At 66.6% G+C, this 15318-nt stretch carries 15 protein-coding genes; 10 read left to right on the forward strand and 5 right to left on the reverse strand.

Annotated elements, in window-relative coordinates; translation table 11 throughout:
• Window positions 1–5: 5 nt before the first annotated feature.
• Entirely contained in the window at window positions 6–1421 is a 1416-nt protein-coding gene (locus TX88_RS23320) for an aromatic ring-hydroxylating oxygenase subunit alpha (protein WP_044520226.1), read from the reverse strand.
• On the reverse strand, window positions 1422–2267 hold the full coding sequence (locus TX88_RS23325) for an SDR family NAD(P)-dependent oxidoreductase (protein ID WP_044520227.1): 846 nt from the start codon (window positions 2265–2267) through the stop codon (window positions 1422–1424).
• A gap of 153 nt (window positions 2268–2420) precedes the next feature.
• On the opposite strand from TX88_RS23325, the gene TX88_RS23330 reads away from it, so the two are divergent.
• From TX88_RS23330 to frdD, 10 genes are all read left to right on the forward strand, one after another.
• Complete coding sequence (locus tag TX88_RS23330) at window positions 2421–4034, forward strand: Vgb family protein (RefSeq protein ID WP_044520229.1); 1614 nt, start codon at window positions 2421–2423, stop codon at window positions 4032–4034.
• A gap of 5 nt (window positions 4035–4039) precedes the next feature.
• On the forward strand, window positions 4040–4777 hold the full coding sequence (locus tag TX88_RS23335; RefSeq protein WP_044520230.1) for a GntR family transcriptional regulator: 738 nt from the start codon (window positions 4040–4042) through the stop codon (window positions 4775–4777).
• A gap of 17 nt (window positions 4778–4794) precedes the next feature.
• Window positions 4795–6348 carry an AMP-binding protein gene (locus TX88_RS23340; RefSeq protein ID WP_044521789.1) on the forward strand — a complete coding sequence of 518 codons (1554 nt, stop codon included), beginning with the start codon at window positions 4795–4797 and terminating at the stop codon, window positions 6346–6348.
• A 1-nt stretch (window position 6349) separates the two neighbouring features.
• Window positions 6350–7135 carry an SDR family NAD(P)-dependent oxidoreductase gene (locus tag TX88_RS23345; protein WP_044520231.1) on the forward strand — a complete coding sequence of 262 codons (786 nt, stop codon included), beginning with the start codon at window positions 6350–6352 and terminating at the stop codon, window positions 7133–7135.
• Entirely contained in the window at window positions 7132–8616 is a 1485-nt protein-coding gene (locus TX88_RS23350; protein ID WP_044520233.1) for an acyl-CoA synthetase, read from the forward strand. The genes TX88_RS23345 and TX88_RS23350 overlap by 4 nt, the downstream gene beginning before the upstream one ends.
• Before the next feature lie 71 nt (window positions 8617–8687).
• The gene (locus TX88_RS23355) at window positions 8688–8930 is read left to right on the forward strand and encodes a hypothetical protein (protein WP_044521792.1); all 243 of its coding nucleotides are present in this window, start codon (window positions 8688–8690) and stop codon (window positions 8928–8930) included.
• 9 nt (window positions 8931–8939) lie between these two features.
• Window positions 8940–10682 (forward strand): fumarate reductase (quinol) flavoprotein subunit, encoded by a 1743-nt coding sequence (gene frdA / locus TX88_RS23360; protein WP_044520235.1) that lies wholly within the window; start codon window positions 8940–8942, stop codon window positions 10680–10682.
• Between the two features lies 1 nt (window position 10683).
• Complete coding sequence (locus tag TX88_RS23365; RefSeq protein WP_044520238.1) at window positions 10684–11427, forward strand: succinate dehydrogenase/fumarate reductase iron-sulfur subunit; 744 nt, start codon at window positions 10684–10686, stop codon at window positions 11425–11427.
• Window positions 11424–11798: a fumarate reductase subunit C gene (locus TX88_RS23370; RefSeq protein WP_044520239.1), complete on the forward strand. Its 375-nt coding sequence runs from the start codon at window positions 11424–11426 to the stop codon at window positions 11796–11798. The genes TX88_RS23365 and TX88_RS23370 overlap by 4 nt, the downstream gene beginning before the upstream one ends.
• Window positions 11795–12154, forward strand: a complete 360-nt coding sequence (gene frdD, locus TX88_RS23375; protein ID WP_044520240.1) for a fumarate reductase subunit FrdD — start codon at window positions 11795–11797, stop codon at window positions 12152–12154. The genes TX88_RS23370 and frdD overlap by 4 nt, the downstream gene beginning before the upstream one ends.
• A 53-nt stretch (window positions 12155–12207) precedes the next feature.
• Here frdD and TX88_RS23380 read toward each other — a convergent pair whose 3' ends face one another.
• The 3 genes from TX88_RS23380 to TX88_RS23390 all read right to left on the reverse strand — a co-directional run bounded on the left by TX88_RS23380 (window position 12208) and on the right by TX88_RS23390 (window position 15285).
• Complete coding sequence (locus TX88_RS23380; RefSeq protein WP_044520242.1) at window positions 12208–12657, reverse strand: type II toxin-antitoxin system Rv0910 family toxin; 450 nt, start codon at window positions 12655–12657, stop codon at window positions 12208–12210.
• 3 nt (window positions 12658–12660) lie between these two features.
• The gene (locus TX88_RS23385) at window positions 12661–12840 is read right to left on the reverse strand and encodes an antitoxin (RefSeq protein WP_044520245.1); all 180 of its coding nucleotides are present in this window, start codon (window positions 12838–12840) and stop codon (window positions 12661–12663) included.
• Window positions 12841–12909: 69 nt separating this feature from the next.
• On the reverse strand, window positions 12910–15285 hold the full coding sequence (locus tag TX88_RS23390) for a cation-translocating P-type ATPase (RefSeq protein ID WP_044520246.1): 2376 nt from the start codon (window positions 15283–15285) through the stop codon (window positions 12910–12912).
• Window positions 15286–15318 lie beyond the last annotated feature (33 nt).

Genomic DNA, 15318 nt, shown 5'->3' on the forward strand with positions numbered 1-15318 from the left:
ACAAATCACTGGATGTCGGTGGGCGCTCCGGTGCCCATGTACTTGGAAAGCTGGTGGTGCAGGTTGACCGTGCTGCGTTCGCGATAGGGATTGGGCAAGGTTCCGGGGAACCCTGCCGATTTCATTCCCTGTTGCACCGCAGCCATGTTCGAGAAGTCCTGCGGCAGCACCGACAGCCAGTTCGGTGAATCCTTCGGGGTATAGGCCCATTCGGTCTCCGGCTCTTCGCCTTTCGGATACAGCTCGAAGACAGCGACCTCGAAGATGCACTTGTCCGGGTTGTAGCCCGGATCGGGTCGTGCGGCGTAGCACAGCGCACTGGTCAGGCCCTGCCCCACTTGGAAGTTCGGGAAGATCTGCCACGCGGTGCCGCTCTGCCCGAGGATGTCGGGCGGGATGGTCGGCCAGGTCACGCCACGCGCCTCGTCATCGCGGCGGGCCGAGGCCAGCCAGTGCTGCAGCACCTCGTCGGCGGGTGTGCCCTCGGGCAGCTCGTCGACGAGCCGCTTGGCGGCGTTCACCAAGGTCTTCGTCGTCGTCGCGTTGGTCTCCTCCATGGTGTAGACCTGCATCTCTGCGGTGGAGATGCGCGGATCACCGGTTCCCAGACGGATCTTGGACTTGGTCTCGTCCATGCCTTTCGGCGCGTCGTAGCCGATGTTGCTGTGCTTGCCCTGCGCCTTGGCCCAGCCCTTGAACTCGCCGAACTTGTTGAACTCCGGGTGCGTGGTGAACACGTGGTAGGTCTCGTTGAAGGCCTCCATCGCGACCTTCCAGTTGCAGTCGAAGTACAGCCATTTGCGCCACTTGTAGCGCATGTTCTCCAGACCGAACGGATCGAGGATCTTGGCGGCCGGCATCAGGTAGTCGGTCAGCGACTCACAGTCGGGATCCATGTTGATGAACAGCCAGCCGCCCCAGGTGTCCACCTGCACGGGCGCGAGGTGGGTGTTGCGCGGGGTGAGTTTGCCCTGCCAATCGTCCTGTTCCCGGATGTGCGTGCAGGTTCCGTCGAGACCGTAGGTCCAGCCGTGGAATCCGCAGACGAAAGATTTCCGCGCGCGGCCGGTCGCGTTCTTGGCGCCCTCGGGATTGTCGATGAGCTTGCGTCCACGGTGCATGCAGACGTTGTGGTGGGCAGTGAACTCATTTGGGCCCGTGCGCACAATGATGATGGAGTCGTCGAGGATGTCGTAGGTCAGGTAGCTTCCGACCTCAGGAATCTCCTCGACGCGGCCGACCTGCTGCCAGACCTTGCGCCACAGTCGATCCCGTTCGGCGCGAGCGTAACTCTCGGAGATATAGGCGTCGACCGGGATGGTGGTCGGCTGGGACAAATCCTCGGCGATCTCTCCGCTCGCGTCGTCCGGTTCGGCGTCGACCTCCATGGCGGCGTCGAGATGGGATTCGGTATGAGCCATTTAGATCCTCCTGATGGCTTCGCGGAAGTCGTCGTCCTTGAGGAACAGCGAGGTGTTGTCGGCGCCGAGGTGAGTCCAGCGCAGGTTCAGCCCGCCGTCGACCAGGATGGTCTGGCCGGTGATATAGCTCGACAGATCCGAGAGCAGGAACAGGATGGCCCCGGCCTGCTCCTCGGGAGTACCGCGGCGGCCCATCGCGATCGCCCGCTGGTCCCGCTCGGGGTCGGCATCGACATAGGTTGCCGAGGCGGCGGTTTCGGTCACCCCCGGGGCGACGGCGTTGACCCGGATGCCTTCGGCGGCCAGCTCTGCGGCCATGGTCCGGGTGGCCGCCACGATCGCGGCCTTCGCCGTGCCGTAGGCGACGTGATAGGGCGCGGTGTTCATCCCGCTGATCGAGGACACCGACACGATCGAGCCCGGGGTCCCCTGGCTGCGGATCTCGGCGGCCACAGCCTGGCTCATGAAGAACATGGTTTCCAGGTTCGCGGTGAACAGCTCGCGCCAGTCGGCCCGCGAGACCCGGGTGGCGGGCATCCAGGTGGACGGCGCCGCGCCGCCGGCGACATTCACCAGCCCGTACAGCGTTCCCTCGGCGGCCCGGGCCGCGTCGAGCACCGTCGCGATGCCCTCATCGGTGGACGCGTCGGCGGCGACCGTCACCACGTTCAGTCCCTTGTCGGCCAGCGGTGCGACGTGGGTGTCGAGGTTGTCCTGGGAGCGGCTGACCGCCACCACCGTGGCCCCGGCCTCGGCCGCCATCCGCGTGACGGTGGTGCCGATGCCGCCGCCACCGGCGCCCGACACCACCACAACCCGGCCGTCCAAGCTCAGGGAACTGTCCATCCGCACCCCAATCGGCTTAATTGTCCGGACAACAAATGACGATCTTCATATTGGAGAACACTATTCCCCAGCACTTATTCAACCGTCAAGGGTCGATCCGAGGTTTTCGGCGGCTATTGTCTGGACTACGGCGAGTTGCTAACGTCCGAGGTCATGAGCGCCCTATCGGCAAATCCCGGCATCGCCAACGCGAGGTACACCGCAAACCCGTCCGTGGCCGAGAACTGGACGCTGGAGCAGGTCACGGGCCCCAGCAGGCTGTTCGGCGCGAACGGCCTGCGCACCGGCCCGGATGGCAGGATCTACGTCGCCCAGGTCACCGGCAGCCAGATCAGCGCGCTCGACCTGGAAACCGGACAGCTCGAAACCGTCAGCGCCAAGGGCGGCGACATCATCGCCCCCGACGACGTGGCCTTCGACCCGAGCGGCAACCTCTACGCCACCGAGGTGATGGACGGCCGGGTCAGCGTGCGCGCAGCCGACGGCACCGCCCGCGTTCTGCGCGACGACATCCCCTCGGCCAACGGCATCACCTTCCACCAGGGCCGGCTGTTCGTCGGAGAATGCCGCGAGGGCGGCCGGCTCATGGAGTTCGACCTGGCCGGCGGCGCCCCGCGCATCCTGTTGGAGGACGTGCCCTCACCCAACGCCATGGAAGTCGGCCCCGACGGACTGTTGTATTTCCCGGTGATGGGCGCGAACGAGATCTGGCGTATCGATCCCAGCGGCGGCGACCCTCAGGTGGTGGCCGGCGGGCTCGGAGTACCGGACTCGGTCAAGTTCGACGCCGACGGCTACATCGTCTCCACGCAGGTGGCCAGCGGGCAGGTGCTGCGCATCGACCCGCGCAACGGCGAGCAGACGCTGCTGGCCCAGCTGAACCCCGGCCTGGACAACTGCACCTTCGTCGACGGCCGGCTGTTCGTGTCGAACTTCACCGGCGAGATCACCGAGATCCTGTCGGGTGGCGGCACCGAGGCCCTGTTGCCGGGCGGGCTCAACTGGCCGCTGGACCTGGCGGTCGGCCCCGACGGCGATGTCTACGTCGCCGACGGCACCTACTTCTACCGGGTGAACCCCGACGGCGGCCTGCAGACCGTGGCAATGCTGTTCTCCCCCGGCTATCCGGGCTTCCTCCGTGGAGTGATCGCCACGGGCCCAGGCGAATTCATCGTCACCACCGCCGCCGATACGGTGGCCCGGTTCCGCCCGGCAGGGGCCGAGGACGAGGTGAGCCAGATTCTCGCCGGCGGCATCGACCAGCCGTACGGCGTGGCACAGGCTCCCGATGGTTCGGTGGTGGTCGTCGAACAGGGTGCGGGACGGCTACTTTCGGTGCGTGACGGTTCGGTGAGCGTCCTGGCCTCTGGCCTGGACACCCCGGTCGGTGTGGTGATCGGGCCTGACGGCGCACCACTGGTGTCGGTGGCCGGCGCGGTTGTGCGGGTGAGCGGCGGAGGTGTCGCGCCGCTGGTCGACGGATTGCACACGCCGCACGGCATTCTCGTGCGCGACGGCGTGCTCTACATCGTCGACTCCGGCAGCAAGGAGCTCATCGGCTACGACCTGAACGACGCGGGCCGCACCACGATCGCCACCGGGCTGCCGGTCGGCCCGCCACCCGGAGTAACCCCCAAGCCGCTCAAGGGCATGCCGCCGTTCTCCGGTCCGCAGGGCCCGTTCGCCGGGATCGCCGCGGGAGCCGATGGAACGATCTACATCTCGGGCGATGGCGACGGCAGCGTGCTGGCGCTGCGCAGAGGCTGACACCGATGACACTGACCCCTGCTGACCACCGCTACCTTCAGGTCGCGCGGACCCTACGCAAAGAGATCGTCGACGGGGTGTATCCGGTGGGCTCACAGTTGCCCACCGAACACGAACTGTGCGAGCGCTTCGAGGTCAGCCGCTACACCGTGCGTGAGGCGCTGCGGCGCCTGCGCGACGACAACCTCGTCACGTCACGGCCGCGGGCAGGCACCACGGTGGCCCAGCGGGCCGCTACCAATACCTATGCCCAGGACGTGGTCTCGATCAACGACCTGCTGGCCTTCGCCACCGGCGCTCAGTTCACCATCGAGTCCAACGCCATGGTCACGATCGACAACCAATTGGCCCAGCGCACCGGGCTTCCGCTCGGCGAGGAGTGGCTGGCGGTCCGCGGCTACCGGCAGGCCGACGGCGATGCGGCACCGGTGTGCCGCACCGAGTACTTCATCAACCGCAGCTTCGCCGCCGTCGGGCGGCTGCTGCAGCGGCATTCCGGTCCGATCTTCCCCTTGATCGAGGATCTGTTCGGGGTCAGCATCGTCGAAGTGCACCAGGAGATCTCAGCGATCGTCACGTCCGCCGAACTCGCCGCGGGCCTCAAGGTCGGCGCAGGCACCGCGGCCCTGCAGATGCAGCGGACCTACACCACCTCAGACGGGGAGATCGCCCAGGTCACCGTCAACACCCACCCGTCCGACCGGTTCCGCCACTCCATGACGATGCGCCGGGTCAAGGGCTGAGGCACGTGCGAAATCTGGTGCGACGGCACGAGGCGCGTTCGCACGACGCCTACGCCCGGGGGCTGTGGGTGTCCACCACCTTGGCCGACGCCCTCGCGGACGCGGCGCGTGAGACCCCCGACCGGGCACTGGTGGTCGACGGCGACATCACCCTGACGGCGCGCGAATTGCATGACCGGGCACGGGCACTGGCACTGCAGCTCACCGACTGGATGCCGGCGGGCAGCGTGGTGTCCTTCATGCTGCCCAACTGGCACGAGGCCGCGATCATCTACCTGGGCGCCACGCTGGCCGGCATGGCGGTCAACCCGATCCTGCCCTCTCTGCGCGATCGGGAGCTGAGTTTCATCCTCGACGATGCGCACAGCCGCGCGATCTTCATCCCCGCCCGGTTAGGCAACCACGACTACGCCGCGATGCTCACCCGGGTGTGCGACGGGATGGCCACGCCACCGGAAGTGGTGGTGCTGCGCGGGGATCCCGGCCCGCACCGCTCATTCGAAGCCCTGCCGGCCGCGCCCGACCGGGCCCTGCCCGCACTCGACCCGGACGACGTCCGGATGATCATGTACACGTCCGGGACCACCGGACGACCCAAAGGTGTCCTGCACAGCCACAACTCGATCAACGCGCTGATCCTGCAGCTGCGTCAGCACTGGATGATCGACCGCGGTGACACATTCCTGGTGCCCTCCCCCATCGCCCACATCGGCGGTTCCATCTACGCCTTCGAATGCCCCCTGCTGTTGGGCAGCACCGCCGTACTGATGGAGCGCTGGAACGCCGAGGACGGCGTGGCCCTGATGACCGAACGCAAGTGCACCCACATGGCCGGGGCGACACCGTTCCTGGAGCAGCTCCTAGGGGCCGCCGAACGAGCCGGTACCCGGCTACCCGACCTCAAGGTGTTCATCTGCGGTGGCGCATCGGTGCCTCCGTCGCTGATCCGGCGGGCGTCGGACTACTTCGAGCGCGCCGTGGTCAGCCGGGTCTATGGCTCCACCGAGGTGCCGGTGACCACCGTCGGCTCACTGGCCCCCGGCGGCATCGAGCACGCTGCCGAGACCGACGGCCGTCCCGGTATCGCCGAGATCCGGCTGGTCTCCGGCGAGATCCGGGCCCGGGGCCCGCAGATGCTGCTGGGTTATCTGCACCCCGAGGACGAGATCGAATCCTTCGACGAGGACGGCTTCTTCCGCACCGGGGACCTCGGCCGGTGGGTGGACGGCGACTACCTGCAGGTGACCGGGCGGGCCAAGGATCTCATCATCCGCAACGGCGAGAACATCTCCCCCAAGGAAGTCGAGGACCTCCTGGTCGGCCACCTCGGCATCCTCGAGGTGGCCGTGGTGGGCCTGCCCGATGACCGCACCGGGGAGCGTGCCTGCGCGGTACTGGTGACCGCCGACGGCCGGCGCCCGGACGTGACCGACCTGGGCGGGGTCCTGGCCCAGCACGGGCTGGCCCGGTTCAAAACACCCGAGCGGGTGGAGATCTGGGACGCCCTGCCGAAGAACGACGCGGGCAAAGTGTTGAAGCATCACATCCGAGCACGGTTGAAGGGCGAATAGAATGCAGGTCGCGATCGTCACCGGAGCCAGCAGCGGCATCGGTTTCTGCTGTGCCACCACGCTTGCCGAGGCGGGCATGGCGGTGCTCGGAACCGGCCGCGACGTGGACCGGCTCGCCGAACTCGAACGGGCTGTGGGCGACCCGGACCGGATCGCGACCCTGGCGGTCGACCTGACCGACGATGACGCACCGCAGCGCATCGTGGAGGCCGCGTTGTCCCGCTGGGGCCGCATCGACTTCCTGATCAACAACGCCGGTATCGGCAGCCCCAAACCCCTGCACGAGACCGACGACGAAACCTTGGACCGATTCCTCGGGATCATGCTGCGGGCGCCGTTCCGGTTGGCGCGAGATGTGCTGCCGCACATGGGCCCCGGCTCGGCGATCATCAACGTCACCTCCACGTTCGCCGTCGTCGGCGGGCTGCGCGGCGGAGCCTACTCGGCCGCCAAGGGCGGATTGACCGCACTGACCACCCACATCGCCTGCCAGTACGGCGCGCAGGGCATCCGGTGCAATGCGGTGGCACCCGGCGTCACCGTCACCCCGATGGTGGAGCAGCGTCTCAACGATCCGGGCTTCCGCAAGATGCAGACCGAGATGACCCCGCACACCCGCCTGGGCCGGGTCGAGGACATCGCCGCCACCGTGGCGTTCCTGTGCTCCGACGGCGGTGCCTTCATCAACGGACAGACCATCGTCGTCGACGGCGGCTGGAGCTCGACGAAGTACCTGTCCGATTTCGCGCTGCGGGCCAACTGGATTGAGGACGGTTCTCAGTCATGAATGTCTTCGCGGTGCTCGATCAGGCCGCCGCCCGGTTCGGTGACCGGGGCGCGGTCTTTCTCGGCGAACGTCAACTGCTCACCTGGTCGGAGCTGCGCGACCGCGTACTGCGCCTGGCCACCTCGCTGAAGGCGCTCGGTGATCGCGGCACCCGCGTCGCCGTCGCCAGCGAGAACCGGCCCGAGATCGTCGAGCTGATGTTCGCCATCTGGGCGGCCGAGTGCGTTTTCGTGCCGATCAACTACAAACTGCATCCCCGCGAGATGGCCGACATCCTGGCCGATTCCGGTGCGGCGCAGGTGTTCGCGTCGGACAAGATCGCCGACGGCCTGGCAGCATCCACCGGAGTACCCGTCGAGATCATCGGCACCCCGGACTACTCGGCCCGGTTCGCCTCCAGGCCGTCAACCGTGCCCACGACTGATCCGGGCTCGCTGGCCTGGCTGTTCTACACCAGCGGAACCACCGGAAAATCCAAGGGCGCCATGCTGTCCCACCGCAACCTGATGGCGATGACGGTGGCGCACCTGGCGGACTTCGACGACCCGGACCAGAACTGCAGTCTGATCCACGGCGCCCCGATGTCGCACGGCTCCGGTCTGTATATCCCGCCCTACGTGCTGCGCGGTGCCCGTCAGGTGATCCCGGAATCGGCCGCGTTCGAGCCCGACGAGTTCCTGGACCTGTGCGGCCATCACCCCGGCAGCAGCGCCTTTCTGGCACCGACCATGGTGCAGCGCCTGATTCAGACCGGCCGGCCCCGGCCCGAGAACCTGAAAACCGTGGTCTACGGCGGCGGACCGATGTACGTCGACAGCCTCAAGAAGTCCCTGGCCGCCTACGGACCGATCTTCGTGCAGCTCTACGGGCAAGGCGAAGCACCGATGACGATCACCGGGCTGCGCCGCGCGGACCACATTGATGCCGACGACGCGACGCTGGGCTCTGTCGGTTATCCGCGTTCCGGCGTCGAGGTCGCCGTGCTCACCTCCGACGGAACCCACGCGGCCGTCGACGAGATCGGCGAGATCGTCTGCCGCGGTGACGTGGTCATGTCGGGGTACTGGAACAACCCGACCGCCACCGCAGCGACGCTCAAGGACGGCTGGCTGCACACCGGTGACATGGGTTCCTTCGATGCGCGCGGCTACCTCACCCTGCGCGATCGTTCCAAGGACGTGGTGATCAGCGGGGGCAGCAACATCTATCCCCGCGAGGTGGAGGAAGCGCTGCTGGAACATCCCGATGTCGTGGAGGCGGGCGTGGTGGGCGCACCCGATGCGGACTGGGGTGAGGTGGTGGTCGCCTTTGTGGTCGTATCCGACGCCGCGCTCGATACTGCAATACTCGACGCTCACCTGCTGGAACGCATCGCCCGGTTCAAACGGCCCAAACGCTACGAGTTCATCGACGCCCTGCCGAAGAACAGCTACGGCAAGGTGCTCAAACGCGAACTGCGGGAGCGGCTGGTACAGCGATAGACGGGCGGGTCTCGACAGGCATACTCTGATGTGATCTGGATCACTTATGCCGGACCCGAGGAGGCGGGATGATGACCGCCACAACGACGCATTTCCCCAGCCAGAAGGCGCCCTGCGGACGCACCACCCAGGGCGACCACCATATCGAGGATGACGACGACGGCCTGAGCTTCGACGACTTCACGTTCGCCTGTGGCTGCCGCGAGACTCGGCACACCTACCACGACGGCTGCGTGAGCATCCGCACCATCAGGCACGACGGCAAAGTCCTCCGAGACGAGCGCTGCCGCGAACATGAGGCCTTCGAAGTCTGAGATCAGCCGATGACGGCCTCACACGACATAGTGGTGATCGGAGGGGGCGGCGCCGGTCTGCGCGCCGCGATCGCCATCGCCGAGACCGACCCGCGGCTGTCCGTGGCGATCGTGTCCAAGGTGTACCCGATGCGCAGCCACACCGTCTCGGCCGAAGGCGGGGCCGCCGCCGTTGCAGGGGCCGACGACAGCATCGACGAACACGCCTACGACACGATCTCCGGCGGGGACTGGCTGTGCGATCAGGACGCCGTCGAAGCGTTCGTCGCCGAGGCGCCCCGTGAGCTCATGCAGCTCGAGCACTGGGGTTGCCCGTGGAGCCGGACGCCGGACGGGCACATCGCCGTTCGCGCCTTCGGCGGCATGAAGAAGCTGCGCACGTGGTTCGCCGCCGACAAGACCGGGTTCCATCTGCTGCACACCCTGTTCCAGCGGGTGCTGTCCTATCCGGGGATCGCACGCTACGACGAATGGTTCGCCACCACACTGCTCGTCGACGACGGTGCGGTTCGCGGTCTGGTCGCGATCGAGCTGGCCACCGGACGGGTCGAGACCATCCTGGCCGACGCCGTGATCATGTGCACCGGCGGCTGCGGCCGGGTGTTCCCGTTCACCACCAACGCCAACATCAAGACCGGCGACGGGATGGCGTTGGCGTTCCGGGCCGGAGCACCGCTCAAGGACATGGAGTTCGTGCAGTACCACCCCACCGGGTTGCCGTTCACCGGCATCCTGATCACCGAGGCGGCCCGCGCCGAGGGGGGATGGCTGCTCAACAAGGACGGCTACCGGTACCTGCAGGACTACGACCTGGGCACGCCCACACCGGAACCCAAACTGCGCAGCATGGAACTCGGCCCGCGCGACCGGTTGTCGCAGGCGTTCGTCCACGAGCTGGAGAAGGGCCGCACCGATGAAACCCCTTACGGTCCGGTGGTTTACCTGGACCTACGACACCTGGGTGCCAAGCTCATCGACGCGAAGCTGCCGTTCGTCCGGGAACTGTGCCGCGACTATCAGCACATCGACCCGGTCTCCGAGCTGGTGCCGGTACGCCCCGTCGTGCACTACATGATGGGCGGTGTCCACACCGACATCACCGGTGCCACAACACTTCCCGGACTGTACGCGGCCGGCGAGACCGCGTGCGTCAGCATCAACGGGGCCAACCGGCTGGGTTCCAACTCACTGCCCGAACTGCTGGTGTTCGGTGCCCGCGCCGGATGTGCCGCGGCCGAGTACGTATCGCGGGCCGGCGCGGCCTCGGCCTCGGTGCAGACGCAGGCCGACATCGAGGAAGAGCGACTGGAACGCGACCTGAGCCGGCGCGCCGAAAGCGGCGGCGAACGCATCGCCGACATCCGCACCGACATGCAGAGCGTTCTGGAGACCGCGGCAGGCATCTACCGCGACGGCCCGACCCTGACCAAGGCCGCCGAGCAGGTGCGGGAGCTGCAGGAACGCTTCGCCAATGCCGGTATCGACGATCACAGCCACACCTTCAACACCGAGCTGCTGGCGTTTCTGGAGCTGTCGGGGATGCTCGACATCGCCCAGACGATCATCGAATCCGCCTCCCACCGCACCGAATCCCGCGGCGCACACCAGCGGACCGACTTCCCCAGCCGCGACGACGAGCAGTTCCTCGCCCACACCATGGCCCATCGAGAGCCCGACGGCTCAGCGCGGATCGACTACCTGCCGGTCACCATCACCCGCTGGCCTCCGGGCGAACGCGTGTACGGGAGATGAGATGGCAGACCGAATTGTCATGGAGGTGGCTCGATATCGACCCGGAACCGATACCGAGCCGGTGCTGCAGTCCTACGACGTTCCGCTCACGCGCGAGTGGGCGATCCTGGACGGACTGAACTACATCAAGGACCGGCTCGACGGCACGCTGAGCTTCCGGTGGTCATGCCGGATGGGGATCTGCGGCAGCTGCGGGATGACGATCAACGGTGACCCGAAACTGGCATGCGCCACGTTTCTCGTCGACTACCTGCCCGGGCCGGTGCGGGTGGAACCCATGCGCAACTTCCCGGTGATCCGAGATCTCGTCGTCGACATCAGCGACTTCATGACCAAGCTCCCCCGGGTCAAGCCGTGGATCATCCGCGACGACGACGAGCCGGCCGAGGATGGCGAATACCTCCAGACGCCAGCCGAAATGGATGAGTTCAAGCAGTTCAGCATGTGCATCAACTGCATGCTGTGTTACTCGGCGTGCCCCGTCTACGCGCTGGATCCGGACTTCCTCGGGCCCGCGGCGATCGCGTTGGCCCAGCGGTACAACCTGGATTCCCGCGACGAGGGCGAAGAGGACCGCCGCGATGTGCTGGCCGCCGCCGACGGGGCGTGGGCGTGCACGTATGTCGGCGAATGTTCGGTGGCCTGCCCGAAGGGTGTCGATCCGGCCGGCGCGATCCAGCGCTACAAGCTCACGGCGGCAACACATTCGGCGAAGAGCCTGCTGCTCCCGAAGGGCGCGCGATGACGACGTATCGACAGCCGGTCCCCCTGCTGTGGTGGGTCAAACGACCTTCCTACCTGCGGTACATGCTGCGCGAGGCCAGCTGTAAGTTCGTGGCCTGGTCGGTGGTGTACCTGGGATTGCTGGTGTGGGCGCTCGGCACGGACCACTACGACTGGTTTCGGCATTTCAGCACCCACCCGTTGGTGATCGCGCTGAACGTGGTGACATTGGCATTCCTGTTGTTGCACACCGTGACCTGGTTCAGCCTCGCACCTCGCGCGATGGTTGTGCACCTGCGGGGCCGGCGGGTTCCCGCGGGTGCGGTGCTCGCCGGCCATTACGCCGCATGGCTTGTGGTCTCGGTGGTGATCGTATGGGTGGTGCTGGCATGAGCGCGCCGGCCCGCCGGACGCCGGAACCGTTCTTCTGGCTGCTGTTCTCGGCCGGCGGCATGGTGACCGCGCTGACGCTTCCAGTGCTGATGTTGCTGTTCGGCGTGGTGTTCCCGCTCGGCCTGATCGACGCGCCCGACGCCGCACATCTACTTGCCGTGGTGCGCAATCCGCTGACCAGGATCGTGCTGGCCGGCATCTTCGTGCTGGGGTTGTTCCACTGGGCCCACAGGTTCCGCTTCATGCTCGAACACGGCCTGAAGCTCGGCCGCTTCGACCGGGCTATCGCGGTCTGCAGTTACGGCGCGGCCGTCTTGGGCTCGATCGTGGCGATCTGGGTGCTGCTCACCCTGTGACGCCGAGCAGTCCCCAGCCGGCGGGAGCCTGCTGGGGACTGCTCGCGAGAGAACTACGACGACGCGTACAGCGATTTGAACTTGTTGAGCGACTGCTGGATATCGCCCTTGAGCGCGGCGGCAACCACCATGCCGATCGGCCCGAACAGGGCCGGCCCACCGAGGTGCACGTCGAAGGTGACCTTCGCGCCGTCGACTCCGTCAACGGCGGCCGGCGCGATCTTTCCGATCAGCTTGACCTTTACCCCGCCACGGCCATCGCCGTTGAGGGTCAAGGAGTGCGGCGGCTTGTAGCTGACCAGCGTCCATTTCACGCGGTTCAGCATCCCCTTGACTTCGACGATCGAGTCGATGACCGTGCCCTTTTCCAGGGTTTCGGGCAGCTTCGACCGCCAGGCCCGGTGGATGCTGAGCCATTCGTCGTATCGGGACAGATCAGAGGCGTATTCCCACGCCTTCTCCGGCGGCAACGGAACATCGACGGAGACAGACAATTTGGCCATGAGCTACTGCTGTGGTTCTTCCTTGTCGAGGGCGTTCTTCGCCGCTTCCTGTGCCTTGTCGACCGCGCCCGAGAACTTGCCCTGCGTCTTCTCGTCGATGACGTCGCCGGCCTTGTCGATTGCCTGCTCGACCTTGTCAGCGTTCTGCGACAGAAGGTCCTTGGCCTTGTCGAGGAATCCCATCAGCCCACCCTATCTTCTCGATTTCGTCTCGGTGTTCAACCGAACCCCGCACATTGTCCTCGCTGCCAGCTATCTCCACAACCGGCGCTTCTCGCCCAGCACCACGCCCTGCACCCACCACAGCGCCTCGATCAACGCGGCCCCGACCAGGCCAATGCCCAGCGCGATCGCGGTGACCTTGAGATTCGACGGATCCAGCATGAACAGACGCTGAGCCAGCGGCAAACAGAAGATCAGCACATACGCCAGCCCTGAACCCGCGACCAGGGCAACCCGCCACCACTCATACGGCCGGGCCACCACCGACAGCACCCACAACGAGGACACCAACAAGGTGATGAGCGCCGCCGTCGACGCCTGGGTCTGCTCCACCGTGCTGGCCGCCCGGCCCTGATAGGCCACCAGGTAGGAGATGAACGTGACGGTGCCCACGACCAGGCCCGAGGGCAGCGCCGCCGTCATCACCCGGCGCACGAAACCCGAGTGGGCCCGTTCGTTGTTCGGCGCCAGCGACAGGATGAAGGCCGGGATGCCGATGGTGAACCAGGCCGCGATGGTGACGTGGATCGGCTGGAACGGGAACAACAGCGGATCGGTGCCGAACCATTCGGCGGACAGCCCGGCGAACCCCACCAGGATCGCCAACAGCACCGAGTAGACGGTCTTGGTGAGGAACAGGTTCGATACCCGCTCGATGTTGCCGATCACCCGGCGGCCCTCGCCGACCACATAGGGCAGCGTGGCGAACTTGTTGTCCAACAACACGATCTGGGCCACCGCACGCGACGCCGAACTGCCCGAACCCATCGCGACGCCGATGTCGGCGTCCTTGAGGGCCAGCACGTCGTTGACGCCGTCCCCGGTCATGGCCACCGTGTGCCCGCGCGACTGCAGGGCATGGACCATCGCCCGCTTCTGGTCCGGACGCACCCGGCCGAACGTGGTGTACTCCTCCAGCGCGTCGGCCAACTGATCCGGTTCGTGGGGCAGCTGGCGGGCGTCCATCGTCTCGCCGTGCAGGCCCAGCTTGCCTGCGACCGCACCCACCGACACCGCATTGTCGCCGGAGATCACCTTGACCGAAACATGCTGGGAAGCAAAGTAGTCGAGAGTCTCACCGGCGTCGGGGCGGATCCGCTGCTCGAGCACCACCAGGGCGACGGGCGTGACGGTTCCGGGCGCACCCGGTGCGTCGACAGCCTGATCGGAGGACCCGACCAGCAGCACCCGCAGTCCCTTGGCACCGATCTGTTCGGCCTGCTCGGCCACCGGCGAGGTGGAGTCCAGCAGCACGTCGGGGGCGCCGATCACCCAGTTGCCGTGCTCGCCGTAGGACGCACCGCTCCACTTGGTGGCCGACTTGAACGGGGCTGTCGCGGTGGCCGTCCAGCCCGGCGGCTCGCTGTAGGCCTCGGCGATGGCCACCATGCTGGCGTTGGGCCTGGCGTCGTCGGCGGCCAGCTGCGCCAAGGCCGCTGCGACATCAGCCTCGGTGAACGGCTTGAGATCGCTTACCCGCATGCCATTTTCGGTCAGTGTGCCGGTCTTGTCGGCACACACCACATCGACCCGGGCCAGACCCTCGATCGCGGGAAGCTCATTGACCAGGCACTGACGCCGGCCCAGGCGCACCACCCCGACCGCGAACGCGAGCGAGGTCATCAGCACCAGACCTTCGGGCACCATCGGCACCAGTGCGCCCACCATGCGCAACACCGCGTCATGCCAGTCGGCGTGGGTGGTGAACAGCTGGGTGTAGATGGTGAGCAGGCCGGCGGGCACCAGCAGGTAGGTGATGAACTGCAGGATCTTGTTGATGCCGTTGCGCAGTTCGGATTTCACCAAAGTGAACTTGGAGGCCTCTTCGGCCAGCTTGGCGGCGTAGGCCTCGTGCCCCACCTTGGTGGCGCGGTAGGCGCCGGAGCCCGCCACCACGAAACTGCCCGACATCACCGTGCCACCGGCATCTTTGGCGATCGGGTCGGCCTCACCGGTCAGCATCGACTCGTCGACCTCGAGGTTGGATTCCTCGATGATCTCGCCGTCCACCACGATCTGATCGCCGGGCCCGAGTTCGATGATGTCGTCGAGCACCACCTCACTGGGCAGCACTGCGCGAGTACCGGATTCGCGGCGCACGGTGGGCTTGGCCTGCCCGACGATGGCCAGCTTGTCCAGGGTCTGTTTGGCGCGGATCTCCTGGATGATGCCGATCGCGCTGTTGGCGATGATCAGCAGGCCGAACGCGCCGTTGATCACCGACCCGGTGGACATCACGATCAGGAACAGCACACCCAGAATCGCGTTGATCCGGGTGAACACGTTGCCGCGGATGATGTCCGAGATGCTGCGCGCAGCACGCGTCGGCACGTCGTTGGTCTTACCCGCCGCAACCCGCTCGGCCACCTCGGCATCGGTGAGACCAGTGACACTGATCGTCGTCATTCGCCCTCGTCCCGTTCGGTGTCGTCAAGCTCG

It is taken from the genome of Mycolicibacterium septicum DSM 44393 (assembly GCF_000455325.1).
GTDB classification, from domain to species: domain Bacteria; phylum Actinomycetota; class Actinomycetes; order Mycobacteriales; family Mycobacteriaceae; genus Mycobacterium; species Mycobacterium septicum.

Coding starts and splice junctions, on each gene's coding strand:
- frdD (WP_044520240.1), top strand. CDS start 11,795: ATGAGCGCGCCGGCCCGCCGGACGCCGGAACCGTTCTTCTGGCTGCTG.
- TX88_RS23325 (WP_044520227.1), bottom strand. CDS start 2,267: ATGGACAGTTCCCTGAGCTTGGACGGCCGGGTTGTGGTGGTGTCGGGC.
- TX88_RS23335 (WP_044520230.1), top strand. CDS start 4,040: ATGACACTGACCCCTGCTGACCACCGCTACCTTCAGGTCGCGCGGACC.
- TX88_RS23380 (WP_044520242.1), bottom strand. CDS start 12,657: ATGGCCAAATTGTCTGTCTCCGTCGATGTTCCGTTGCCGCCGGAGAAG.
- TX88_RS23385 (WP_044520245.1), bottom strand. CDS start 12,840: ATGGGATTCCTCGACAAGGCCAAGGACCTTCTGTCGCAGAACGCTGAC.
- TX88_RS23390 (WP_044520246.1), bottom strand. CDS start 15,285: ATGACGACGATCAGTGTCACTGGTCTCACCGATGCCGAGGTGGCCGAG.
- TX88_RS23365 (WP_044520238.1), top strand. CDS start 10,684: ATGGCAGACCGAATTGTCATGGAGGTGGCTCGATATCGACCCGGAACC.
- TX88_RS23330 (WP_044520229.1), top strand. CDS start 2,421: ATGAGCGCCCTATCGGCAAATCCCGGCATCGCCAACGCGAGGTACACC.
- TX88_RS23345 (WP_044520231.1), top strand. CDS start 6,350: ATGCAGGTCGCGATCGTCACCGGAGCCAGCAGCGGCATCGGTTTCTGC.
- frdA (WP_044520235.1), top strand. CDS start 8,940: ATGACGGCCTCACACGACATAGTGGTGATCGGAGGGGGCGGCGCCGGT.
- TX88_RS23320 (WP_044520226.1), bottom strand. CDS start 1,421: ATGGCTCATACCGAATCCCATCTCGACGCCGCCATGGAGGTCGACGCC.
- TX88_RS23350 (WP_044520233.1), top strand. CDS start 7,132: ATGAATGTCTTCGCGGTGCTCGATCAGGCCGCCGCCCGGTTCGGTGAC.
- TX88_RS23355 (WP_044521792.1), top strand. CDS start 8,688: ATGACCGCCACAACGACGCATTTCCCCAGCCAGAAGGCGCCCTGCGGA.
- TX88_RS23370 (WP_044520239.1), top strand. CDS start 11,424: ATGACGACGTATCGACAGCCGGTCCCCCTGCTGTGGTGGGTCAAACGA.